The 22,377-nt window shown below is 73.2% G+C and carries 18 protein-coding genes; 12 read left to right on the top strand and 6 right to left on the bottom strand.

What is annotated here, in order from left to right; translation table 11 throughout:
- The first annotated feature begins 253 nt into the window (after positions 1–253).
- Both ACZ407_RS15460 and ACZ407_RS15455 read left to right on the top strand, forming a co-directional pair.
- Complete coding sequence (locus tag ACZ407_RS15460) at positions 254–862, top strand: hypothetical protein (protein WP_468128578.1); 609 nt, start codon at positions 254–256, stop codon at positions 860–862.
- A gap of 10 nt (positions 863–872) precedes the next feature.
- A complete protein-coding gene (locus ACZ407_RS15455; RefSeq protein WP_468128577.1) occupies positions 873–2,222 on the top strand; it encodes a DUF6545 domain-containing protein in 1,350 nt (449 codons plus the stop codon).
- Between the two features lie 92 nt (positions 2,223–2,314).
- Here ACZ407_RS15455 and ACZ407_RS15450 read toward each other — a convergent pair whose 3' ends face one another.
- On the bottom strand, positions 2,315–5,830 hold the full coding sequence (locus tag ACZ407_RS15450) for a BTAD domain-containing putative transcriptional regulator (protein ID WP_468128576.1): 3,516 nt from the start codon (positions 5,828–5,830) through the stop codon (positions 2,315–2,317).
- Positions 5,831–5,939: 109 nt separating this feature from the next.
- Between ACZ407_RS15450 and ACZ407_RS15445 the strand changes: the two genes are divergently transcribed.
- A complete protein-coding gene (locus ACZ407_RS15445; RefSeq protein WP_468128575.1) occupies positions 5,940–6,251 on the top strand; it encodes a nuclear transport factor 2 family protein in 312 nt (103 codons plus the stop codon).
- A gap of 88 nt (positions 6,252–6,339) precedes the next feature.
- On the opposite strand, the gene ACZ407_RS15440 is transcribed toward ACZ407_RS15445, so the two are convergent.
- Positions 6,340–7,527: an alpha/beta hydrolase family protein gene (locus ACZ407_RS15440; protein WP_468128574.1), complete on the bottom strand. Its 1,188-nt coding sequence runs from the start codon at positions 7,525–7,527 to the stop codon at positions 6,340–6,342.
- Positions 7,528–8,012: 485 nt separating this feature from the next.
- Between ACZ407_RS15440 and ACZ407_RS15435 the strand changes: the two genes are divergently transcribed.
- Complete coding sequence (locus ACZ407_RS15435) at positions 8,013–10,082, top strand: phosphocholine-specific phospholipase C (RefSeq protein WP_468128573.1); 2,070 nt, start codon at positions 8,013–8,015, stop codon at positions 10,080–10,082.
- Positions 10,083–10,244: 162 nt separating this feature from the next.
- Here the strand turns inward: ACZ407_RS15435 and ACZ407_RS15430 are convergent, their stop codons facing one another.
- On the bottom strand, positions 10,245–11,624 hold the full coding sequence (locus ACZ407_RS15430; RefSeq protein WP_468128572.1) for a hypothetical protein: 1,380 nt from the start codon (positions 11,622–11,624) through the stop codon (positions 10,245–10,247).
- 156 nt (positions 11,625–11,780) lie between these two features.
- The gene (locus ACZ407_RS15425) at positions 11,781–12,179 is read right to left on the bottom strand and encodes a YybH family protein (RefSeq protein ID WP_468128571.1); all 399 of its coding nucleotides are present in this window, start codon (positions 12,177–12,179) and stop codon (positions 11,781–11,783) included.
- A gap of 240 nt (positions 12,180–12,419) precedes the next feature.
- Between ACZ407_RS15425 and ACZ407_RS15420 the strand changes: the two genes are divergently transcribed.
- Together ACZ407_RS15420 and ACZ407_RS15415 are read left to right on the top strand one after the other, a co-directional pair.
- Entirely contained in the window at positions 12,420–13,001 is a 582-nt protein-coding gene (locus tag ACZ407_RS15420; protein ID WP_468128570.1) for a dihydrofolate reductase family protein, read from the top strand.
- Positions 13,002–13,143: 142 nt separating this feature from the next.
- The gene (locus ACZ407_RS15415; protein ID WP_468128569.1) at positions 13,144–13,683 is read left to right on the top strand and encodes an RICIN domain-containing protein; all 540 of its coding nucleotides are present in this window, start codon (positions 13,144–13,146) and stop codon (positions 13,681–13,683) included.
- Between the two features lie 60 nt (positions 13,684–13,743).
- Here the strand turns inward: ACZ407_RS15415 and ACZ407_RS15410 are convergent, their stop codons facing one another.
- On the bottom strand, positions 13,744–14,307 hold the full coding sequence (locus ACZ407_RS15410; RefSeq protein WP_468128568.1) for a hypothetical protein: 564 nt from the start codon (positions 14,305–14,307) through the stop codon (positions 13,744–13,746).
- 867 nt (positions 14,308–15,174) lie between these two features.
- Between ACZ407_RS15410 and ACZ407_RS15405 the strand changes: the two genes are divergently transcribed.
- The 6 genes from ACZ407_RS15405 to ACZ407_RS15380 all read left to right on the top strand — a co-directional run bounded on the left by ACZ407_RS15405 (position 15,175) and on the right by ACZ407_RS15380 (position 21,606).
- A complete protein-coding gene (locus ACZ407_RS15405; protein WP_468128567.1) occupies positions 15,175–15,942 on the top strand; it encodes a hypothetical protein in 768 nt (255 codons plus the stop codon).
- A gap of 363 nt (positions 15,943–16,305) precedes the next feature.
- Positions 16,306–17,421, top strand: a complete 1,116-nt coding sequence (locus ACZ407_RS15400; protein WP_468128566.1) for a peptidoglycan recognition protein family protein — start codon at positions 16,306–16,308, stop codon at positions 17,419–17,421.
- Positions 17,422–17,682: 261 nt separating this feature from the next.
- Entirely contained in the window at positions 17,683–18,747 is a 1,065-nt protein-coding gene (locus tag ACZ407_RS15395) for a helix-turn-helix domain-containing protein (protein WP_468128565.1), read from the top strand.
- 776 nt (positions 18,748–19,523) lie between these two features.
- On the top strand, positions 19,524–20,462 hold the full coding sequence (locus ACZ407_RS15390; RefSeq protein WP_468128564.1) for a hypothetical protein: 939 nt from the start codon (positions 19,524–19,526) through the stop codon (positions 20,460–20,462).
- Between the two features lie 77 nt (positions 20,463–20,539).
- On the top strand, positions 20,540–21,067 hold the full coding sequence (locus tag ACZ407_RS15385) for a hypothetical protein (protein ID WP_468128563.1): 528 nt from the start codon (positions 20,540–20,542) through the stop codon (positions 21,065–21,067).
- 179 nt (positions 21,068–21,246) lie between these two features.
- On the top strand, positions 21,247–21,606 hold the full coding sequence (locus tag ACZ407_RS15380) for a peptidoglycan-binding domain-containing protein (RefSeq protein ID WP_468128562.1): 360 nt from the start codon (positions 21,247–21,249) through the stop codon (positions 21,604–21,606).
- A gap of 14 nt (positions 21,607–21,620) precedes the next feature.
- Here the strand turns inward: ACZ407_RS15380 and ACZ407_RS15375 are convergent, their stop codons facing one another.
- A complete protein-coding gene (locus ACZ407_RS15375) occupies positions 21,621–22,343 on the bottom strand; it encodes a hypothetical protein (RefSeq protein WP_468128561.1) in 723 nt (240 codons plus the stop codon).
- Positions 22,344–22,377 lie beyond the last annotated feature (34 nt).

The raw sequence follows: 22,377 nt of genomic DNA, 5'->3' as shown, positions 1-22,377 counted from the left end.
CAACGATCAGAGCCGTGCACGGTGTTCACCCGGCCGAAAACCGACGATCGCCGCCGCAGCCGGTCCACCCGCATCCGTGGAACGCCTTCCGCCCGCCCGCCCACCGTCGGTGAGGGCGGCGGCAGGCACGGCACACCCCTGGGGATAGGCTCCACGAACCGCTGCCCCCGGCGCGAACAGGTCCGGCCTGTCCGGGCGGCGGCGCCGGTCGGTGATTCAAAGGGTGGGGTACGCGGTGGGCATCTCGCGTGGCATGAGGCGTTATCGCGACGAGTTGTCGAAGGCCGTGGGGCAGCCGGTTCCGAGGGACTCCCGCGCGCTGCTCCAGGCGATGTGCACCCATGTGACCACGCGCTCGGGGCGTGAGGTCCGGCTCGTGTTCGAGTCGTTCCCGCAGGACACCGTCAGCGGGCTGTGGATCGACCTGGGCGACTCCGATCTGATCGTGGTGGAGGCGAACACCTCGCCCCTGCACCAGATCGTCATCGGCGGTCACGAGCTGTGGCACCAGAAGGAGGGGCGCGGCAGGCAGCGCGGCGGCGGCAGTGCTGCTGCCGCCACGGCAGCGGCGCGCATGCTCGGCGACGACTGGTGCACCGGCGACTCTGCGGCCTCTGCGGCCTCTGCGGCCTCTGCGGCCTCTGCGGCCTCTGCGGCCTCTGCGGCCTCTGCGGCCGCCGCGGCCTTCGTCACCTACGTGGCCGCGGCCGCACGCTGCGACGGCGACCTGGAGGAGGAACGGCGCGCGGAGAGGTTCGGACGTCTGCTGGGCGCCAAACTGCGCCCGTACGTGGAGGGAAGACGCGCAGGACCGCGCGCCGACGGGGCCGTCGGGCGGATCCGCGACGCGCTGGCGGGGTGAGCAGGAGACCGTGAACGGTGGCGTCAACTACTGCATATCCGCAGCCGTCCTGGGAATCGCCCTGCTGGCGAGGCTGCCCGCCTCGCTGAGGGACCGGCGCAACCCCGTGGTGCACACGGTGAACGCGCTCCTGGTGACCTCCGCGGCGAGTTTACTGATGTCCGCCCCGCCGGCGATCGCCTTCGTCAACCGGAGCACCGGCATCGCCAACCTGGCGGCCCTGCTGGTGCAGTGCAGCCTCTGCGCCTTCTCCTGCGCTTACCTCGTACTGGTGGAGTACTGGCGCGGGGACGCGAACGAGCAGGCGCGCACGCGCGACCGGGTACGCGGATGGCTCCTGGCGTACGGCGTGGTGATCGCCGCCGTCGCCGGATTCTTCGCCCTCGGTGAGACGCCGGTCGAACGCCCGCGGGACTTCGACACGTACTACGCCACGGCCCCCTTCATCCGGGAGATGCTCGTCCTCTACCTCGGCGCCATGGTCGTGGCAGGCACCGTCACCACGAAGGCGTGCTGGAGGTGGAGCGTCGAGGTCGGCCGCGCCGCAGGAGGGAGCGCCGGCACGCCCACGAGCGGCGGTTCCCTGAGGGCGGGTCTGCTGGCCCTCGTCGGTGTGGCCCTGGCCGGGGCCGTGTTCGGCGTGATCAAGCTCGTCGCGATCCTCACCTGCTGGACGGGCCACGACGGGAAGGGCCTCAACGAAGGCGTGGCGTTGGCGGTGTCCCTCGTCGGGGTGCTGATCGGATCGGGTTTCCTCGTCCCGGCTTTCGGGCCCCGGATCGCCGAACGCTTCTGGCGCCCCCTCCGGACGCTCCGCGCCCTGCGCCCCCTGGGGCGGCTCGTCGGCGACCCGGCCCCGGGGGAGAGCCCCGCGCTCCTGCTGTCCGTGCCGTGGTACGCGAGTCCCGAGCAGCGCCTGATGGCACAGGTCACGGGCATCCACGACGGGATGCTCGCGCTGCGGCCCTACTGCGGCGAGGACCTGCGCGCTGCTGCCCAGCTGCGCGCCATGCGGGACGGCGTACCGGAGCGCGAGGCGGTGGCCGTCGGCCTGGCCGCCATGTTCCGCGCCGCGGCCGAAGCGCGTACGAACCGGACGCCCGCAGGAGAGGCGCAGAGCGCCAGGGCCGCCCAGTCCCTCCGCCTGGCGGAGGCCGTCTACCCCGACCTGATCGTCCACATCGCCCGCGCACTGCCCCGCGTCCCCGCTCCGCCCGAGCCGGGCCGCGGTGCGGACCGGCCAGGCCAGGACCGGCCAGGCCAGGACCGGCCAGGCCAGGACCGGCCAGGCCAGGACCGGCCAGGCCAGGACCGGCCAGGCCAGGACCGGCCAGGCCCCGGCGGAGCGGTCAGCACGTGAGGGCGACGAAGCACCCCGGCCACTGGCCCGACTGGCCCGACTGGCCCGTGGCCGCTGGCCGGTGCCGACCGTGGTCACCCCCGCCCCGGCCGTCACCCGCAGGCGTCCTCGAACAGCGCCTGAGCCCGCGCCGCCTCGGCCGCGCTCGCGGCCCGGTCCCCCAGCGCGCCCAGCGCGTCGGCCGCAACGGCCCGGGCCGTGGCCTCGTACAGCGGCATCTCCGCTTCGTTGAACATCGCCGCGGCTTCCAGCGCCGCGCCCGCCGCGCCCGCCGCATCCGCCGCGCCCGCCGCGTCCCCGGCGTCCTGGTGCAGAGCGACCTCGGCCCGGGCCAGCAGCACGACGGCGTGCACGGCCCGCGGCTGGCCGGGTGTCGCCGCGCGGGCGGCCCGGCGTACCCACGCCCGCGCGGCTGCGACGTCGCCGCGGGCGAGTTCGGCCTGCGCCAGGGTCCGGAACCACAGAGGCCGTTCCGGTGCTTCGAACAGCGGGAGCCCCTCGCCGCCCCCGCCGTCCACCAAGGTGTGCACGCACGCCGCCGGGTCCCCGCACAGCAGCCGGGCCTGGCCCAGCACCCCGACGAGCGCCATGCCCGGTGCCGACGGCTCGCCCCGCCGCGCGGCGACCGCCTCCTCGCACAGCTTCAGCGCCGCACGGAAGTCGCCCCGCCACAGGAAGACCGCGGCCGCCACGGCCATCGCCGGTGCGTGGGGCTCGCCGGTGCCGATCAGGTGGGACGCCTCCACGGCGTCGTCGGCGCACGCGGCGGCCGCGCCGAGGTTCCCCAGCCCCAGGTGGGCGAAGGCGGACGCGGCGAGCAGCTCGGGGAGGAGGTAGTTCTGTCCGGTCCCGCGGACCAGGGACAGGCCCCGGTCGAGGTGGCGCAGGGCCGCCCGGTGACGGCGCTGGAGGATCTCCGTCCAGCCGACCAGCATCAGCGCGTCGAGGTGCTCCAGGAGCCGCCGGTCCTCGGTGTCGTCCAGGGCCCGGACGGCGGAGTCGAGACAGCGCGTTCCCTCGCGCGCATCGCCGGCGGAGGTGTGGGCCAACGCGAGCAGCGCGCGCACCCCGGCCACCTGCACCGGCTCGCCCGCGCGCAGGGCCGAGTCCAGCGCGCGCCGGCCCCGGTCGACGGCCTCGACGCGGTTGCCGCCGCGCAGCTCGGCGGCGGCGACCTGGATCTCCAGTGCGGTGTTCTGCGCCGGTGGGAGCGCGGTGTTCTGCGCGAGTTCGCCCCGCAGGACGGCCGTCGCCGCCCCGAACCTCCCCAGGAGCCGTTCCATCACCGCCAGCGAGACGACGGCCTGCGTGCGGCGCGGGTGCGAGGGGCCGAGCACCGAAGAGAGGAGCTCGCGCAACACGTCCCGGCTCTCGTGCAGACGGCCGGCCGTCCCCAGCGCCGTCGCCTCCCGCAGCCGTAGGTCCGACCGGCGCGGATCGTCCGCGGGGAGCAGGCGCAGGACCTCGCGCGTCCATTGGGCGCTCGTCGCCGGGGCGCTGACCACCAGGTCCTCGGCGGCTCGGGTGAGCAGCCCCACGGCGGCCTCGTCCCCGGCCCGCGCCGAGCGCACCACGTGCGGGGCCCGGACCACCGGCGGCGCGCCCCGCTGCGCCAGCCCCTCCGCGGCGCGGGCGTGGGCCCCCAGCCGCCACCCGGCCCCCATCCCCTCGTACACGGCGCTGCGCACCAGCGGGTGGCGGAACTCGAACCGGCGGACGGAGCCCACCGGCCGCACCAGGTCCCGGCGGGCCAGCTCGTCCAGCGCCGGCAGTACGTCGGTCTCGTCCAGCTGGGCCACCACGGCCGTCATCTCGACGTCGAACGGATCGTCCAGGACGGCCGCCGCGTCGGCCACGGCGCGGGCCCCCGCCGGCAGGTCCTGGAGCTCGTCCAGCAGGGTGGCGCGCACGGACAGCGGCAGCGGTACGTCCGGCAGCTCCTTGCCGTCCGTCCGGTGCAGCAGTGCCTGCAGGTAGAACGGGTTGCCCGCGCTGGCCTCGTACAGCTGCCGGCACCTCAGCCGGCCGACCCCCGGACCGCACAGTTCCGCGGACGCGGACACCGACAGCGGCCCCAGCTCGACCCGGGTCAGACGACCGCCGGCGTCGGCCTTGGCCAGGGCCGAGGCCAGCCTCGGCGGCACCTGCCGCGGGCGGTGGGCCAGGACGACCGCCACCGCTCTTCGCGGCGGGTGCCGTACGAGGTACTCGATCAGCTCGATGCTGCTCTCGTCCGCCCAGTGCACATCGTCCAGGACCAGGACCAGCCCGCCGCCGGGGTGCACCTCCTCCAACAGCTCCCGCACCGCCCGGTGCAGGCGGAAGCGCTCGGCGGGGAGGGCGGTCCCGCCGTCCGCGTGCCGGTCTTCCGTCAGCGGGAGCAGCGACCCCTGCCAAGTCCGCGCGCCGGCCTCGCGGGGGCGGTCCGGATCCACCGCCGTGAGAGCACCGTCCAGCGCGTCGAGGAAGAGACCGTACGGCACCTCGCTGAGCTCCGCGCCACGGCCGGCCAGTACCGTCGCGCCGCCCTGCGCCGCCAGCGCCCCGAACTCGGCGAGCAGCCTGGTCTTTCCGATGCCGGGCTCCCCGACGACCTCCACCACCCGCCGGGCGTACGGGCCCTGTTCGTCGAGCACGGCGCACAGCACGGCCACCTCCTCGGCGCGCCCCACCAGCGGCCGCGACCACTGCGCGACGCGCGGCTCGGTTCCGCGGGGTTCCGCGCCGCGCGGTCCCGCTCGGCCGGGTTCCGTTCCGCGGGGTTCCGCGCCGCGGGCTCCCGCTCGGCCGGGTTCCGTTCCGCGGGGTTCCGCGTCGCCGGGCTCGCTGCCCCCCGCCCGCGGAGTACGCCGTTCGACTGCGGGGGAGGGCGCGAGCCGGGCGTCGCCGGTCAGGATGTCCTGCTGGAGCTGCCGCAGCGCGGGGCCGGGGTCGAGCCCGAGCTCGTCGGCCAGGCGCTGCCGGGTGCGGTCGTAGAGGCCGAGGGCATCGGCCGGGCGGCCGCAGCGGTAGAGGGCGAGGACGAGCTGCCCGGCCAGCCGTTCGTCCAGCGGATGCGCCTGCACCAGGGCGGACAGCTCGTTCACGACGCGCCGGTGCTGTCCCAGCCGCAGCCGGACGTCCGCCACCGCCAGCTGCGCGGCCAGGCGTTCGGCGTGCAGCAGGTCGCGCAGGCCGTTGAACCACGGGGTGTCCGCCCCCGCGAAGGCCTCTCCCCGCCACAGCCCCAACGCCGACTCCCACAGGCCCACGGCCTGTTCGTCCTCGGGCACGGCGCGGGCCCGGTCCACCAGGGTGCGGAAACGGTTCACGTCGACGGCCCCCGCTTCCACCGACAGCCGGTAGCCGCCCTGCTCCCGCACGATGTCCAGCCCCCGGCCCGCCATCGCGCGCCGCAGCCGGGACACGTACCCGTAGAGCACCTCCCGCCCCCGGCGCGGCCCCGCCTCCCCCCACACCCGGTCCACCAGCGCGTCGGCCGGCACCACCCGCCCGGCATCGACGAGCAGGACTGCGAGCACCCTCCGCTGCCGCGGGTGCCCCACGTCCATCGGCACGCCGTCCCACCACATCTCGATGGTGCCCAGCATCCCGAACCGGACCGCCATCGGCCCCCCTCGCTCTCGCCGCCTACGGCACCGGTCTACCGGCCCCTGACCAGCGCATCCAGCCTGATTCAGGCCTTTCCGAAGGTTTCCCGAAGACCGCCCCGGCACGGTGGTCACACAGCGACCCCGCACCACGACCGACCTGCTGTCCGAACAGGAGATCCCCTTGCCCGAGGCCGCCGACCGCCAGTCCATCCCCGACCACCACGAATGCACCGATGGCGGATGGGCCGACCGCTCCGGATTCCTCGACCACATCGCCCGGCTGCGCCTGCTCGCCGTCGCCGGGAAGGTCGAGGTGCACGAAGAGCTCTACCATGGCGAAAGCTTCGCCGACCGCCACACCTACCACCTCACGAAGCCGGACGGCACCACCGTGACCACCCAGGTCTACGTCTTCGCCGACACCCCCTTCCGCTGACTCCGGACGCGGACGAGGGAGGGGACGCCGGCGGTGGCGGCGCCGGCGGTGGTGGCACCGGCGCCTTCCCGGCCGTGCTCCTGGCGGATCAACGTATGAAGCGGACCTCCGGGAAGGCCTTGCTCGGGCCGTTCAGCAGGGGGCGGCGGCGGTGCCGCAGATGGAGGTCGAAGAAGGCCCGGGGGTAGGCCTGCTGGATGCGGATCGCACGGGCGGGGTCGAGGGTGCCGATCATGCCCTGGATCTGCTCCTCGGTCAGGCCCAGGATCCGGCCCGCCTGGGGGATCAGCGTGACGTTGTCCCCGTACGTGGGGTGGATGGCCCCGTCGGCCCGGATGTCGAGCCGCCGGCCGCGCAGGTGGCTCCAGAACGTTTCGACGGCCGGACGCTCGGCCCGGTTGAACGACGCGGTCATGAGCATGAACGGCCGGTCGAGGTCGGTCGTGATGGTCGGCTCCATCGGGCCGTCGATGCTCAGCCCGGCACGGACCCGGCGATCGGCCAGCATCGTCAGCGCGGTGGCCGTACCGCCCTTCGACCAGCCGAACGCGCCGATGCGGTGCGGGTCGAGGCCGCCGAGCAGGCCCGCGGGCAGCGGCCTGCCGTCGACGTCGGGGTTGCGGCCCGCCGCGATCCGCTCCACGCAGTCCAGCAGGAACCGCTGGTCCGCGGCGAAGTCCCGCGGGAACATGGGGACGTCGTCCGGGGCCGCCACCCTGCCGTCCGGGAACTCGGCGAAGGTGTCGTGGGTGTGGCCGACGGTGACCACGGCGTACCCGTGGCTGGCGAGTTCCTGGACCATGACGGTGTGATCGCCCTGGTGGCTGCCCGAGCCGTGCGCGTACACGAGGACGGGCAGCCGCCGGCCCGTACGGTGCACGGGCGCGCCCACGCGTCCGGACGTGAGCGGACCGAGGGCGGGGTCGAGGGGGAAGCCGGCGTCCGCCAGGAACGCCCGCAGGGCTCCGTCGCTCATCCAGGGTGCACGCGGCAGGTGCTCGGCCCTGCGCGCCGGGTACCAGACGGTGGCCATCAGCTCCCGGTGCCCGCCGGAGCCGGCCGCGGGATCGGGGCGTGAGGAGTCGACGAGGTGGAGCGGCACCGTACCCACCGGATACGGCCCCGTGGGCTCCGGCAGGGTGAGAGGCTGCGCGGTACCGGGTGCGGCGGGTGCCGCCGCCCAGGCCGCCGGGCCCGCCACGCCGGACACGCCGGCCAGAGCGGCCGCGCCGACACCGGCGCCGAGTGCGGCAGCGAGCATCCGACGGCGCGTCATCTCCGTGTTCGTAAAAGCCGTTCCGGTCATGTCTGTGTCCCCCCAGGGTTCGCGGATGGCGTGCGGTGCGGTGCGTCGTGCAGCAGCGTGCAATCCCCGGTTCGCCGCCGGACCGCGGGAGGCAGTCGCTCGCCCCCTCGCAGCCCTGCAGCCCCACCGCCCCCGGTGGGATCAACCCGGTGATCTGCAGAACGGCGGGGCACCGGCCCAAGTTCCCGACGGCGGGAAATGAAATAGCCGCGGCGCCTCGCCCCGCGCCACCCGCGCCACCCGCGCCCCCCGCGCCGAACACCCCGCCCCGCCCACAGCAAACGCCCTGCCCACGGCCAACGCCCCGCCCACGGCCAACGCCCCGACTCCGCGAAATCCACCTGCCGTTCGCCCCGCGTCTCCGTCACCGCCATCCCGGACTCCCCCTCCGGTACCGCAGGCACGCTGTGCTGGGGCCACTCAAGCAGTCCTCGACCGAACCAAGGGTCTCTCACATGGCAGAACTCAACCGCCGCCGCTTCCTCCAGCTCACCGGCGGCGCCGCCGCGCTGACACTGCTCAACGAGAGCATCGCGCGTGCCGCCGCCATCCCCGCGCAGGGGACCACCGGGACCATCGCCGACGTCGAGCACATCGTGGTCCTGATGCAGGAGAATCGTTCCTTCGACCACTACTTCGGCGCCCTCCGCGGCGTCCGCGGCTTCGGCGACCCGCGCCCGGTCACCCTGCCCAGCGGCAAGCCCGTCTGGCACCAGGCCGACAACACGGGCAAGGAGACGCTGCCCTTCCGCCCGCCGTCGGACGACCTCGGCATGGAGTACCTCCAGGGCCTCAACCACGACTGGGCGGGCGGCCAGAGCGCGTTCAACAAGGGCAAGTACGACAACTGGGTGCCTGCCAAGACGCCCGCCACCATGGCGTACCTGACCCGCGAGGACATCCCGTTCCACTACGCCCTCGCGGACGCCTTCACCATCTGCGACGCGTACCACTGCTCGTTCATCGGCTCCACCGACCCGAACCGCTACTACATGTGGACCGGGTACACCGGCAACGACGGCACCGGCGGCGGGCCGGTCCTGAACAACGCCGAGGCCGGCTACGGCTGGACCACCTACCCCGAGCGCCTGGAGGCCGCCGGGGTCTCCTGGAAGATCTACCAGGACATCGGCGACGGCCTCGACGCCGCCGGCTCCTGGGGCTGGATCAACGACGCCTTCCGCGGCAACTACGGGGACAACTCCCTCCTCTACTTCAACAACTACCGGAGCGCCCAGCCCGGCAGCCCGCTCTACGAGAAGGCCCGCACCGGCACCAACGCCAAGGCCGGCGAGGGCTACTTCGACCGGCTGCGCGCGGACGTCGCGGCCGGCACCCTGCCGCAGGTCTCCTGGATCGCCGCCCCCGAGGCGTTCAGCGAGCACTCCAACTGGCCGGCCAACTTCGGCGCCTGGTACATCGCCCAGGTGCTCGACGCACTGACCTCGAACCCCGACGTGTGGGCCCGTACCGCCCTCTTCATCACCTACGACGAGAACGACGGCTTCTTCGACCACGTCGTCCCCCCGTACGCCCCCGCCAACGCCTCCCAGGGCCTGTCCACCGCGCCGACCGCACTCGACGTCTTCCCCGGAGCCCCCGGCTACGTCGCCGGACCGTACGGGCTCGGCCCGCGCGTCCCGATGCTCGTCGTGTCCCCCTGGAGCACCGGCGGCTACTCCTGCTCCGAGACCTTCGACCACACCTCGGTCATCCGCTTCATGGAGCAGCGCTTCGGCGTCGAGGAGCCCAACATCTCACCCTGGCGCCGCGCCGTCTGCGGGGACCTCACCTCCGCCTTCGACTTCGCCCGCAAGGACACCGGCGCGGTCGAGCTGCCGGACACCGGCGGCTTCGTGCCGCAGGACCGCGAGCGCCACCCCGACTTCCGGGCCACCCCGCCGGCCGTCGGGACCATGCCCCGCCAGGAGAAGGGCCTGCGCCCCACCCGGGCCCTGAAGTACGCCCCGTACGTGGACGGCGCGGCGCTCACGAGCGAGGGCGGGTTCCGGCTGACGTTCGGCAGCGGCCCGGACCTGGGCGCGCAGTTCCACGTCACCTCCGGCAACCGCACCGACGGCCCGTGGACCTACACCACCGAGGCGGGCAAGTCGATCGCGGACACGTGGAACACCCGCTACTCGGGCGGCGTCACCGACCTGACCGTCCACGGCCCCAACGGCTTCCTGCGGAGCTTCCGCAACCCGGCCGGCACGCCCGGCCCGGAGGCCACCGCCCGCCACAACGCGGCCACGGGGAACCTGGACCTCACCCTCACCAACGCCGGGACCTCGACCGCGACGCTCACCCTCACCAACGCCTACGGAGGCGGACCGAAGCGGCTCAAGGTCGCCCCCGGCGCCACCGTCACGCACAGCGTCCCCCTCCGCAACACCCGGCGCTGGTACGACGTCACGGTCACCGCCTCGGAAACCGCGGGCTTCCGCCGCCGCTTCGCCGGCAAGGTCGAAACCGGAGCCCCCGGCTTCTCGGACCCGGCCACCCTGACCGGACCCTCGTCCTGACGGTCCCTCGTCCTGACCGGATCCTCGTCCTGACCGGATCCTCGTCCTGACGGACCGAGCCCCTGCTCCCCGGAAGCCTCCGGGGAGCAGGGGCTCCCGCCGGGGACCGCCGCCTCCTGCGCAGCGGCGGTCCCCCTCGGATCACTCCCGCTCGGGGCAGGATCAGAACAGGAGCTTGTAGATGCCCCAGCCGCCGCCCACGATGGCCCCCCTGCGGGGCGCGGACTCGTCGGAGCCGAGCTTCGCGGGGTGGCCGCTGAACTCCACCATGTAGTCACCGGCGCCCTGCCGCTCCAGGACCAGCAGGTCCTCGAAGGTGTCGCCGTTCGAGTAGCCGACGCCGTGGAAGCTCTGGATCCCGTTCCAGCCGCCGCCGACCTTCACCCGCTGGGCGAAGGGCTCGGTGGCGCTCTTCGAGGGCTTCGCCTCGTACTTCCACAGCACCCCGGCCTTGTCACGGGCCAGCAGGCCGTGGGTCGGGCCGGACGGGGTGCGGGACGCGAAGCCGGCCAGCTGCGTGTACCGGTCCCAGCCGCTGCCGGCCTTCACCCGGGGCTTGAACGGCTCCTTGGGCTTGCCGGTGCCCCGGTAGAGCCACAGGCCGCCCGCGCGGTCGCGTGCGACCAGGTCCTCGATCCGGTCGCCGGTCACGTCGCCGACGCCCTCGATGCTGTTGTACGCCTGCCAGCCCGGGCCGATCTTCACGCGCGGCTTGAACGGCTCGACCGGGTCGCCGGAACCGCCGTACCACCACAGCACGCCCGCCTTGTCGCGGGCGACCGCGTCACCGCGCCCGTCGGCGGTGAACGAGGACAGCGCCGTCACCGCGTCGTACACCTGCCAGCCCGGCCCCACCTTGACCCGGTGCTTGAGCTCGCTCGCCTCGACGCCCGTGGTCTCGTAGCGCCACATCACCCCGGACTTGTCCACCGCGTGCAGCGCGGCGCGCTGGGACGCGGGCCGGTTCGGGTCGCGGAAGTAGAAGCGCGCGGGGCCGGTGGCCAGCAGCTTGCCCGTGGCGTCCCGCACCTCGGCGGTGCCGCGGAGGTCGCCGATGCGGGCGGCTCGGGCGTCGGCGCTCACCTTCGCGAGGTTGTACAGCGGGCCCGAGGCCGGGGCCTGGCCCTCCGGAAGGTCGAAGAACAGCTTGCCCTGCTCGGGGGTGTCCACCTCCCCGGCCCGCCAGCCGCACGGATCCGCATCGCCGGGCCGGCCGACGAAGCACTCGGCCTTGAGCAGCGGCGCGATCCGCTCGGCCGTCCACCCGCCCGGCGGCAGCTTGTCGAACACGACCCGGGTGCGCACGGCACCGCGCGTGCCCGCGGGAAGCGTTGCGTCGAGCCCCACCCCGCCCCACCAGTGACCCGCGTCGACGAAGCTGATGCCGCTCGCCTGGACGACCGTACCGAGTTCCGCCGCGCTGCCGGACGCGCTGCCGGGCCCGGTCGCGGCGCCCGCCTGCGGTGCGGCGAGGGCGAGGGCGGTCGCGGCGGCCACGCCGAGAGTGGTGCGACGGAGGGCGCGATGCTGCCCAGTGCTCATGGATTCCCCCTGGTGTCGAGCTGTCTGCCGGAGATCATCGGAAATGATCATTAAAGGCGGGGTTAGCGCCGGAAGGACATACTCCGGAACGGCGGCGTCCGTCCTGAACGCCGCCTGCCCGGCCCGCGCCCAGGGGTGGGCAGGCCGCGGACGACGCTAGGACTCCACGGTGTCGGCATGCCGGTGGGCGACCCGCCAGGCGCCGTCCTCCCTGCGGTAGACCTGGGTGGCGCGCAGCGTGTACGTACGGGCCTGGCCGTCCACGGACGCGGAGGTGTGCTCCAGGCCGACGGTGTACGCCATGTCCCCGCGGACGTCGTACACCTGCAGCTCGTACCGGTACGAGGTGCAGTCGGAGAAGGACTCCGCCAGGCCGGTGAAGAGGGCGTCGAGCTGTTCGCGGCCCACGGCGTTGCGCCAGGCCCCCAGGACGCTCACCGGCTCGGTGTGCGACCAGAGCGCACGCCGGGGAGCCGCGTCGCCGTTGTGCAGCGCGACCTCCGCCTCGTACAGCTCGGTCCTGACCCACGCCAGGAAGTCGTCGCGATCGGACATGCCTCCATCATGGCCCGGCGCGAGGAGGGCAGCATGCCCTGGGCGGCCCACCGAGGCCCCGTACCCTGCCTGACCTGCCACGATGCCCACGATGCCCACGAGGCGACGCGGTCGGAGAGCGGCGGAGGCGTCAGAGCCGGAACGCCCCGAGATCGCGCACCGTGTCGGCCGGCGCCCGGACGTCGAGACGACGGCGCACACCGCGCTAATTTGGGGCACACCAACGCAGAGGAGGGGCCCGTGGGCAAGGTGGTCATGTACAGCTCGGTGTCGGTGGACGGCTTCCTCGCGGACGAGAACGACCAGCCCGGCCCGCTCTTCGACTGGTTGACCAGCGGTGACGTCCCGTTGGACGACAGCGGCGCGCTGAAGGTGTCGCAGACGTCCTACGACTACATCCGGCCGTACTGGGACGAGATCGGAGCCACGATCGTCGGCCGCCGCGTCTTCGACCTGACGGACGGCTGGGACGGGAAGCCGCCGGCCGGGATCGACCACGTGGTCGTCGTGACCCACCGGCCGATGCCCGAAGGCTGGGACCCCGCTGCGCCGTTCCACTTCGTCAACGGAGTCGAGGCGGCAGTGGCCAAGGCCCAGGAGCTCGCCGGGAACCGCACGGTCGAGGTCGCCGCCGGCGAGGTCGGCGGCCAGGTGCTTGCCGCGGGCCTGGTCGACGAGGTCCGCATGGACGTCGTACCCGTCGTACTCGGCTCCGGCAAACGCTACTTCGGCTCGGTCCACGCACAGCACCTCTTGGAAGATCCCGACGTGGTGATCCAGGGCAACCGCGTCCTCCACCTGCGCTACCAGGTGCGCCGCTGACCCCTCCGAGCGGGCCCGCCATGAAGCCGAGTGCACGTTCCGGCGATCCGCGCAAGGGCTCCGGATGCGGGGGTCCCCCGGTCGGCGTACACAGGTAGTGAGGGGCGGGCACGGGCGGGGATCCCCATGAAGGAGGTTGAAGATGACGGGCGTGTTCATGCGCCGCGTGGGTCTGGCCGCGGCGATTTCGGGTGCGGTGCTGGGGAACCTCCTGTGGGCCTCCAGTCCCGCCGGAGCGGCTGTCGAAGCGAAGGCCGACACGTACTGGCGGCTGGTCTCGGCCAACAGCGGCAAATGCCTCAACGTCCCCTGGGCCTCCTGGGACGACGGAGTGCAGCTCATCCAGTGGGACTGCGCGGACACCCCGAACAACAACTGGCGGTTCGTGAAGCTGCCGTCCGGCTGGTACGAGATCCGCGCGCAGCACAGCAACAAGTGCCTGGACGTCGAAGGCGCGGCGTGGGGCAACGGGGCCCGCGTGCTCCAGTACACCTGCAACAAGCAGACCAACCAGAGCTGGGCCATCACCCGGCAGTCCGACGGCACCTTCATGCTCGAGGCCAGGCACAGCGGCAGGTGCCTCAACGTGGAGGGAGCGAGCCAGGCCAACCGCGCCCCGATCATCCAGTGGGACTGCAACGACACGGCCAACAACCGCTGGTCCCGCGAGGAAGCGAGCTGACCCCACCGGCGGCGCCCCCCCCCGGCCCCCCGCCGGCACGGCGCACCTCCGTGTGCGACCTCATTTCCACAAGTACGGAAGGGAATCCCAGTAGCTGAGCGGCTCCGTCTTCTTCGACGCGCTCACGTACAGCTGGGAGCCCTTGACGGCCACCCAGCTGTTGTCTCCCCTCGGCCACGTGTAGATGGCATCGACGTCATCCCAACCTTCGGGCAGCCCCGGGAAGCTCTCGCGCACCGACAGGGTGACCCCGTGGCCCCAGTCGGTCGTGTGGACCCGGTTTCCCTTCTTGAACCCGACGGCCCCGCTCGCCCACGTCCAAGCGCCGCTGATCCCCCCGTTGTCCTGCCAGTCGTCAGGCAGCGTGTCCCAGAAGCCGAGGGGTTCGTCCTTGTCCGAATCACCCACGTGCATCCGGGTGCCCTTGATCGCCACCCACCTGTCCGTGCCGTCCGGCCACGTGTAGATGGCATCGACGTCGTCCCACCCCGCGGGGAGGCCCTCGAAGCAGTCTCGGACGTACGCCATACGCCCCCGGCCCCAGTCGGTCGTGTGCACCTGGTTGCCGTTCTTGAATCCGACGGCCCCGCTCGCCCACGTCCAAGCACCGCTGATCCCGGGCATGGCGTCCACTCCCTTCTCCGGCCCCACGGAACTGCTCCCGCCGGGTCACCCTCACCAGTACGTCCCGCCTGCCCGAGCCGGAGCCGGGTCTCCTACCGGCACGATCCCGCACGGCACTCCCCGCCCGGGCAACGACTCGCGGCGGGGCAACGCAAAGTGCGCCGTGGCGGCCGGTCCATCGGGCTCCGCCCGTGGGCCCTGGCCGGGCTTTGATAGGTTGACCGCCATGACGCTCACCCGAAAGGCCCATGGCGCGTAAGCCGCCCGGCGCCGTCCGCGCTCAGCGACCGCCGGCCCGCCGCACGCATCGCCCCGCACCACCTACGCGCCAGGCACCGGGCCTTCCCGCCCGGACGCAGGCAGCCATCCACCGGATCGAAGCCCGGCACCTGTGGCCCGGTGCGGTTGCCGAGGCTCTGCACCGGTACGAAAGGTTCCTGCGGCGCCCCGGCCGCTACCTCTACCTGTCCTTCGAACCATGCTGCTGCGACCCCGCGGAAGCCCGGGACACGCTCGCAGAAGCACTCCGCCGGCTGCCGCCCCCCGCCCGCAGAGACCTGCACCACGTCGTCGCACGCCTCGACGAGGAGTTCCTGCGCCGCACCCTTCCCGATCCCAAGGCCGCATCACCGAACGGGGGGCGACCGGCAGCATGGTGGAGACAACGCATCAGGGAGATCTGACCGGCCGCCCCTTGGACGGCCGGGAGAGGTCGCGCGGGGCAGGCTTAGGATCTGCGTGTATTGCCCGTCGTGCCCGCGATGTTCGCCGCCTCCGCGGTGCCGCCGGCGCGGTTGCGGCATCCGTCTGCTGGTCCACCGGGGGGTTTCCGTGCGTTCTCGTGCTGCTTTCGTTCGTCGTGGTGCCGTGGCCGTTTCCGCTGTGTCGTTGGCGCTGCTGGCCACGGCATGCGGATCGGGGGGTGAGGAGAAGAAGGCCGGCGCGGACAAGGAGGCCGAGGTCGTCGCCCCGGCCACATCGGCCGCCCCGGCCGCCCCGGCCAAGGGCAGGACGGACGCCGAGCTGAAGGCCCTGCTCGTCACTCAGGCGGAGTTGCGGGAGCACCGGCTTGAACCGGCCGGCACCCAGGGCGCGGAGTCGGCCGCGGTGGCGATCGACACCGACCGGCCCGCATGCAAGGTGCTGAGCCAGGTCCAGGGCGCCCAGAGGATCGGCAACCCGACCGGAATCGCGCGGGCCGTGGTGTCCGCCAAGCCCGGGAAGCCGAAGCCGGGCGCGAGCGTGGAAGAGCAGATGAAGGCGGTCGAGAACGCCCTGGGGGCGCCCGTGACCATGCTCGGCCTGCACTCGTACGACGGGACGGGCGCCGGGGAGCTCACCGCCTCGTTCAAGAAGGCCGGCGAGGTCTGCGCCGACGGCTTCACCACCACCGCGGGCGGCGAGAAGACCAAGGTCACCGCAGTCAAGGAAGGCCCGGCCGTCACCGGCGGCGACGAGGCCCTGAGCCTGAAACTCACGGTGGACGCGGAGGACAAGGGCACGACCATTCCGATCGTCATGACCGTGGTCCGCAAGGGCAGCACGGTGGCCTCCTTCTCCACCATGAGCGCCCTCGGCAAGACCGTGGAGCCGAGCACCACGCTGATCAACGCCCAGGTCAAGAAGCTCGGCTGACCCCGGCCCGCCAGCGGTCCCGCAGGTCCTGTCGAAGCGGCTCCTTCCCAGGCGGCGAGCCGTCACCGCGGTGCCCTCCGCCCCGAGCCACCGGGGGCGGAGCCGGTGTCCCAGGGACGTCCCTCTCGTGGGACGGCGGGTGTCCGGGATCTTCCGAGACACATCGGGACAGCCGAACAGACCCCGCGGACCCTACGGTTGTGAGCGTCGGCCCCGCCGCCCGTCGGCAGCAGCCGCTGCCCGGCCGCACCCTGCGCTCTCGGTGCCGGCACCCGGGGCCCTCCACGCCGCCCTCGACCAGACCGGACCGGACCAGGCCCGTCCCGACCAGACCCGACAAGCCAACGAAACGGACTGACTGACATGACCACGCCTGCGGTTCGCCCCGCCGCCCTCCGCCGTCGCGTCGTACTCGGCGGTGCGCTCTCCCTCGCGGCCGCGCTGCCCACCGCCGTCCTGCCCGCGGGCAGTGCCGCGGCCGCGAGCGGTGCGCCGGTCGAGCCGCCGGCCGGGGCGCCGGGCGAGCCGTCGGTCCTGGATTGCGAGCAGTGGGGCGCGCGGCCGCCCAAGTCGCCGGTCAAGGTCGTGGCCGCCCGCCCGCAGCGGATCATCGTCCACCACACCGCCACCGCGAACCTCGCCGAGTACGGGCAGAACCGCGCCGTCGCGCTGGCCCGCGCCATGCAGACGTACCAGATGGACACGGCGGGCTGGATCGACACCGGCCAGCACTTCACCGTCAGCCGCGGTGCGTTCGTCACCGAAGGCCGGCACGAGAGCCTGGCCGCCCTGCGCGACGGCAACCGCCTCGTCGAGGCCGCACACTGCACCGGCCAGAACGCGGTGGCCATCGGCATCGAGAACGAGGGCACCTACACCACCGAGACCCCGCCCGCCGAGCAGTACGCCGCCCTGCTCGGGCTGTGTGCCCACATCTGCCGGCAGTACGGGATCCAGCCCTACCAGATCTACGGACACCGGGACTTCAACAACACCCAGTGCCCCGGCGACCGGCTCTACGCCCTGCTGCCCCAGCTGCGCGCCGACGTCGCGGCCCTGATCGGGGGAGACCCGGCCGCCCCGAAGTGGCCGCTGCTGCGCAAGGGCGAGGTGAGCGAGCGGGTGCGGGTCCTGCAGTGCCTCCTCGTGCAGCGCGGTGCGACCCTCACGCCGGACGGAGCGTTCGGCCCGGCCACGGACGAGGCGGTGCGCGCGTTCCAGAAGCTGACCGGAGCGGGGGTGGACGGTGTGGCCGGCCTCCAGACGTGGAACCAGCTGTGCGCACCGGTCGCCGAAGGCGCCGCGGGCGAGGCGGTCAAGGCGATACAGAGCCGGCTCTCCGCCTACGGGTTCACGACGGTGGCGGACGGCCGCTTCGGGCCCGGCACCCGGGACCGGGTGACCGAATTCCAGGGCGCCCGCGCACTGCCGCAGGACGGGATCGTGGACGCGCGCACCTGGAGTGCTCTGCTGGTCTGAACGCCCGGGGATGCCCGCATCGCATCCGGTTTGGCGGGATCTGTTCGCACATATCTTCTCGGGCATGGAGGTCGACTCCTCACGCGGGTCCGTCGCGCCGTCGGGATGGCCGCGACCGGCTTGAGCCCCGACCGTTCCACGCCGATGGCCCAGGAGCCCAGCTCCTGGGCCATCGGCATGACGGCGTCACGGTGTGGTTCATACTTGGGGTGCCGTGCCCGCAGGTCGCGGGCGTACGCATGAGATGGGGGTCTCATCCAAATGACTGGGGGACAGGCAGCGGGCGGGGGCGCCGAGGGGGTCGCCAATGACCTTTTCGCCGAGATGCGCCGCATCAAGGACGCCTCGCAGCTGAGCTATAACCGGCTGGCTGACAAGACTCATTACAGCCGTTCTTCGTGGGAACGTTTCCTCAACGGGAAGCAGATACCCACGCGCATCGCGGTCGAGCAGTTCGCGGCAGCGGCGGGGGAGGACCCGGCCGAGCTCCTCGCGCTTCTCGAAGCGGCATCGATCCGGGACCGGGATCGGGATCGTGACCGGGATCGTGACCGGGTGCCGCCGAGTGGGGCGGCCGCCACCGGGGCGAGGGCAGAGGAGCCGCCGGCCGCCGGCGCGGCAGCCCCGTCCTCCTCGGCCGCCACGCAGGCCACCGCCGGGCCCGCCCGCTCCGTACCGGCCGGTTCCGAACCGGCCGGGGGTTCCGAACCGGCCGGGGGTTCCGTACCGACCGGTTCCGCACCGGAGGCAGGCGGTCCGCACTCTGCCGAGCCACTTCCCGCGGCGGCCGGCAAGACCACCCGGTTCGCGTGGGCCGGGCCCCTCCGGACCGCAGCCGCCATCATGGCCGGCGCCCTGCTGGGCAGCCTGCTGACCATGTTCGCCATCGAGCCCGCCGACGCCGGCACGCCCGCAGCCGGATCCAAGACCGGCGAAGCCCACGCGAGCGCCCAGCCGACCAAGCCGGTCAAGGTCGGCTGCCGCAGCGACACGTGCCTGCGCCGAGAGCCGGCGGCTCACGACTGCCAGTGGGATGCGGTGACCGTACGGCAGACGTTCCTGCGCGGCATGAGCATCCAGCTGCGTTACAGCGAGGCCTGCCAGGCGGTGTGGGGACGGATCGAGAACGGCAACATCGGCGACACCGTCATGATCAAGGACATCCACAGCCAGACCGACGAGGCGAAGATCCGGATGGAACACGACACCTACACCCGGATGCTCGCCGTCACCCCGGAGGCGCCCTGGGCCACCGTCACCGTCTGCGGGGCGATCCCCGCCCAGAAGGAGCAGGAGTGCTCCCCGCTGGGCGCCATCAAGCCCTGACCGGCTGAACGGCGCTCCTCCCGGGGGACGGGACGGGGTCCGGGACACCCGCGGGACACCGCCGGACAGTGCCGGGACGGCCGCGGGACAGCAGTGGGACGCCCGCGCAAGCGGGGTGCGGGGGCGCCGGCGAGGACACCGGCCGCCGGCCGCCCGAACACCTGGCGCGCGCCGTCGTTCCCGCCGGGCCGCCAGGACATTCCCGCGGGCCGCCAGGGGCCGTTCCCGGCGGCCCGTGGGCGGCCCGCGGGAGGCGGTGGGAGGCGGTGGGAGGCTCCGGGACGCCCGTTCGGGCGAGCCGCGCAGGACGGCAGCCGTGTTGCTAGTTTTCGGCTCGCCGCACTCCGAGGCGGCACCGGTCAGCCCGTGGCTCTCCACGGAACCGGGCGTCTCCACACGATTCCTGGGGGGGAAACCACCATGCAGTCGAAGCGCACCTTCGCGCCCCTCGGCGCAGTCGCCGCCGTCACCCTGGGCGCTGACCACCGGTACGACCACGGCCGCCGCCGCGGCACCGAGCCGCAGCAGCCGCGGCGTCTCCTTCGACTCGGCCGACTACTTCGTCCGCATCCCGACGGACGCCAACCACAGCAACTACTGCGTGAGGGGCCAGGGCGCCTCCGGCGAGCAGGTGCGCTCCCTGCAGGAGAGCCTGATCCAGTGCTACGGCCAGTGCATCCAGGTGGAGGGCGCCTTCGGCCCGGCGACCGCGACGGCGCTCAAGCCTGCGCAGGCAGCCTTGGGCCTGACCTCCGGTGAGGGCGGTGGGAGCGGCCATGGCCGTGGTCGTGGCTGCGGTCGCCATGGCCGGTTGCTCCAACGGGCAGCAGGCGGATCTCCCGGCGCCGCAGTCCGGTGCCGGGGCCGGCGCGGCCGGAACGGCCCGGGCGGCGGATCCCTCGACGTGGACCCTGCCCGTGCAGGCGTACCGTCCCACCGCCGAGCAGAGCCGCACCATCGCCGGCGCCGAGACGAAACTGGTCAGCCAGTGCCTCACCGGCTTCGGCATCGACTGGAAGCCGCCACCGGACCTTCCGCCGATCGGCCCGAGGAACATGCTCGACTGGCGCTACGGCATCCACGACGCCGCCATGTCCGCCAAGTACGGCTACCAGGTGGACCCCGGACAGCAGGCACGCTACGACGCCGCCCTCCGCGCGGAGGTGCGTCGTCCGAGCCTGTCCCCCGAGGCCCAGGTCGCCCTCAGAGGCACCGATGCACCCCCCGAACTGCTGGCGCGAGCCGGCGACGCGGCGAAACGCGGTTTCGTGGCGGGCCGCCGGGTCCCCGCAGGCGGCTGCATCGGGGAGGCCCGCCGCACCCTCGGCAGCGAGACCCAGGGGGTCTCCCCCCTCGTACAGCAGCTCACCAACGCCTCCTACCCGCAGTCCATGGAACACCCGCAGGTCAAAGCGGTCTTCGCCCGCTGGTCCGCCTGCATGAAGACCAAGGGCTACTCCTACCCGGCGCCCATGGCGGCCAACGACGATCCCAGGTTCCGTCCGCATCCCAAGGGCGTGTCCCGTACGGAGATCGAGACGGCCCTCGCCGACATCGACTGCCGTGTCACGCACCAGGTCGCCGAGACCTGGCACGCGACGGAGACCCGCATCCAGCAGGAATCGATCGCCCGCCACGCCAAGGCACTGGCGGCGGACCGCCGCGCGCTCGACACCGTCGTACGCACGGCACGGGACGTGCTCGCCCGCCCCTGAGCGGCGAAGGCCCGCCCGCTCCCCTTTTCTCTTGTTCCCCACCCTTTTTCGGCTTTCATACGACACCAGGAGCCCCGATGCAGACCTCGCCTGCCTTCAGCACCCCGCGCGGCACCTCGCGCCGCCGCCTGCGTGCCGCCACCGTGGCGGCCCTGCTGGCCGCGACCGCCCTCTCCGGCGCCGGCATCGCCCACGCGGAGCCCGACCCCACCATCGACCTGAACTCCAACGGCGACGACACCACCCTCTCGATGGAGAAGTGCGCGGAACACTCCGACAGCTTCCGCTTCCGCTTCTACTACAGCCCCGACTACAAGGGCGCCTGGGTCAACATCGGCCACAACATCTACGACATGAAGTCGATCGACGTCTGGGGGTCCCCGGACCGGGCGCTGTACTTCTGCCCGAACGGCGCCGGCGGCGGCCAGGTCGCCGCGAACAACGCGGCCTCCGCCTACAACTGGTTCGACGGCTACGTCGCGACCGTGTACTACAGCGCCGGCTACAAGGGCGCCTCGGACATGGTCGGCGCCCGCTCCGGCCGGTCCCTCCTGTCGAACACCAGGAACAACAACCGCTCCATCAAGTTCAGCCGCACCTGGTAGCCCGTCACCCCCTGCACACCCAGGCGGTGGACCGGACCGCTTTGCCCGCCCGGAAGCCGGCCCGTCCACCGCCCCCTCCCTTCCCGATGCCCGTAGCCCCAACCGCCTGGTCATCGACGTCCACCGCTGACCCGGACCGTACGGCCATCCATCCCACGACCCTCAGGAGCAGCACCTCCATGCACAAGCTCGCCGCAGCCCTCGGTACCACCGCCCTGCTCGTCGGCCTCGGCTTCGCCACCGCGCCGACGGCCGCCGCCGCCCAGCCCGGCGGGGTCTGTTCGAACTTCACCACCGCAGAGCCGATGCTGCGGTACGGCGACAGCGGCCCCGCAGTCCGTGCCCTCCAGTGCGAGCTCAACCGCAGCATCCGCTGGGCCAACCTCGACGTGGACGGGATCTTCGGCCAGAAGACCTACAACGCCGTGATCCAGTTCCAGGGCCCGGACTGCATGAACATCGAGGCGGACGGCATCGTCGGCCCGATCACCTGGAACCTGCTCAACCGCTGGAGCAACGCCGGCCGCTACATCTGCTGAGCCCGCCCCGCCCGTCAGCCCCGCCCGGCCGCCAGGGCCCGCGCCGCCTTGAGCCGGGCCGGGGCGAGCGCATCGATGGCACCCGCACCCGCGCCCGGGGTGGCGTCCCAGCCCCGGATCTTCGCCGCGACCCGCCGCAGCCGGGCATCACCCGGGCGGACGGCGATCCCGAAGTGGGATTCCTTGGCGGGCGTCGCGTCCCCGCCCCAGTGCACCACACCCTCCAGATCGGCCAGGATGTCGCGCACCACGACCATCTCGTGGGGGAAGAGCCCGCCCCGCGCGCCGAGCGGGTAGCGCAGCGGGCGGATCGCCACCGCCGTGCCCGACAGGTGGTTGCTCTCGTACGGGGCGGCCACCTCGCGATGCGACGCATGGCCGGCCACTTCGCCGTCGCGCAGCCCGTCGATCTCGTAGTGGAAGCGGCGCACCACGTGGGCGAGCACGGTCGCCACGTCCCCGGCGGCCGCCGAGAAGTGCACCCCGCCCGTGCCCTCGACCCGGTGCACCGGGGCCGAGGCGAGCACGGGCCAGCCGTTGTCCCCGTACTTCCCCGTCCACGTCCTTGTGCCGTGTCCCGGTCCGGACTCCGGACCGGGCCCTGCCGCCGCGGCGAACGCGGTGCCGGACGGCGAACCCGCCGCCAGTGCCGCGCCACCCGCGACGCCGAGCCCGGCGAGCAGGAATCGGCGGCGGTCCGGGCGCGCGGCTGCGGCCGACGCCATGACATTGCGCATGAGTCAGTTCCTCGTCGTTTCGATGGGGCCCGGC

This window comes from Streptomyces sp. NPDC030809, assembly GCF_055572195.1.
The sequence above is the reverse complement of the archived record's forward strand: the minus strand, read 5'-3'. Positions and strand labels throughout refer to the sequence as shown.

Coding starts and splice junctions, on each gene's coding strand:
- ACZ407_RS15385 (WP_468128563.1), top strand. CDS start 20,540: ATGCAGACCTCGCCTGCCTTCAGCACCCCGCGCGGCACCTCGCGCCGC.
- ACZ407_RS15435 (WP_468128573.1), top strand. CDS start 8,013: ATGGCAGAACTCAACCGCCGCCGCTTCCTCCAGCTCACCGGCGGCGCC.
- ACZ407_RS15450 (WP_468128576.1), bottom strand. CDS start 5,830: ATGGCGGTCCGGTTCGGGATGCTGGGCACCATCGAGATGTGGTGGGAC.
- ACZ407_RS15460 (WP_468128578.1), top strand. CDS start 254: ATGAGGCGTTATCGCGACGAGTTGTCGAAGGCCGTGGGGCAGCCGGTT.
- ACZ407_RS15380 (WP_468128562.1), top strand. CDS start 21,247: ATGCACAAGCTCGCCGCAGCCCTCGGTACCACCGCCCTGCTCGTCGGC.
- ACZ407_RS15390 (WP_468128564.1), top strand. CDS start 19,524: ATGGCCGTGGTCGTGGCTGCGGTCGCCATGGCCGGTTGCTCCAACGGG.
- ACZ407_RS15400 (WP_468128566.1), top strand. CDS start 16,306: ATGACCACGCCTGCGGTTCGCCCCGCCGCCCTCCGCCGTCGCGTCGTA.
- ACZ407_RS15395 (WP_468128565.1), top strand. CDS start 17,683: ATGACTGGGGGACAGGCAGCGGGCGGGGGCGCCGAGGGGGTCGCCAAT.
- ACZ407_RS15440 (WP_468128574.1), bottom strand. CDS start 7,527: ATGACGCGCCGTCGGATGCTCGCTGCCGCACTCGGCGCCGGTGTCGGC.
- ACZ407_RS15430 (WP_468128572.1), bottom strand. CDS start 11,624: ATGAGCACTGGGCAGCATCGCGCCCTCCGTCGCACCACTCTCGGCGTG.
- ACZ407_RS15415 (WP_468128569.1), top strand. CDS start 13,144: ATGACGGGCGTGTTCATGCGCCGCGTGGGTCTGGCCGCGGCGATTTCG.
- ACZ407_RS15425 (WP_468128571.1), bottom strand. CDS start 12,179: ATGTCCGATCGCGACGACTTCCTGGCGTGGGTCAGGACCGAGCTGTAC.
- ACZ407_RS15410 (WP_468128568.1), bottom strand. CDS start 14,307: ATGCCCGGGATCAGCGGTGCTTGGACGTGGGCGAGCGGGGCCGTCGGA.
- ACZ407_RS15375 (WP_468128561.1), bottom strand. CDS start 22,343: ATGCGCAATGTCATGGCGTCGGCCGCAGCCGCGCGCCCGGACCGCCGC.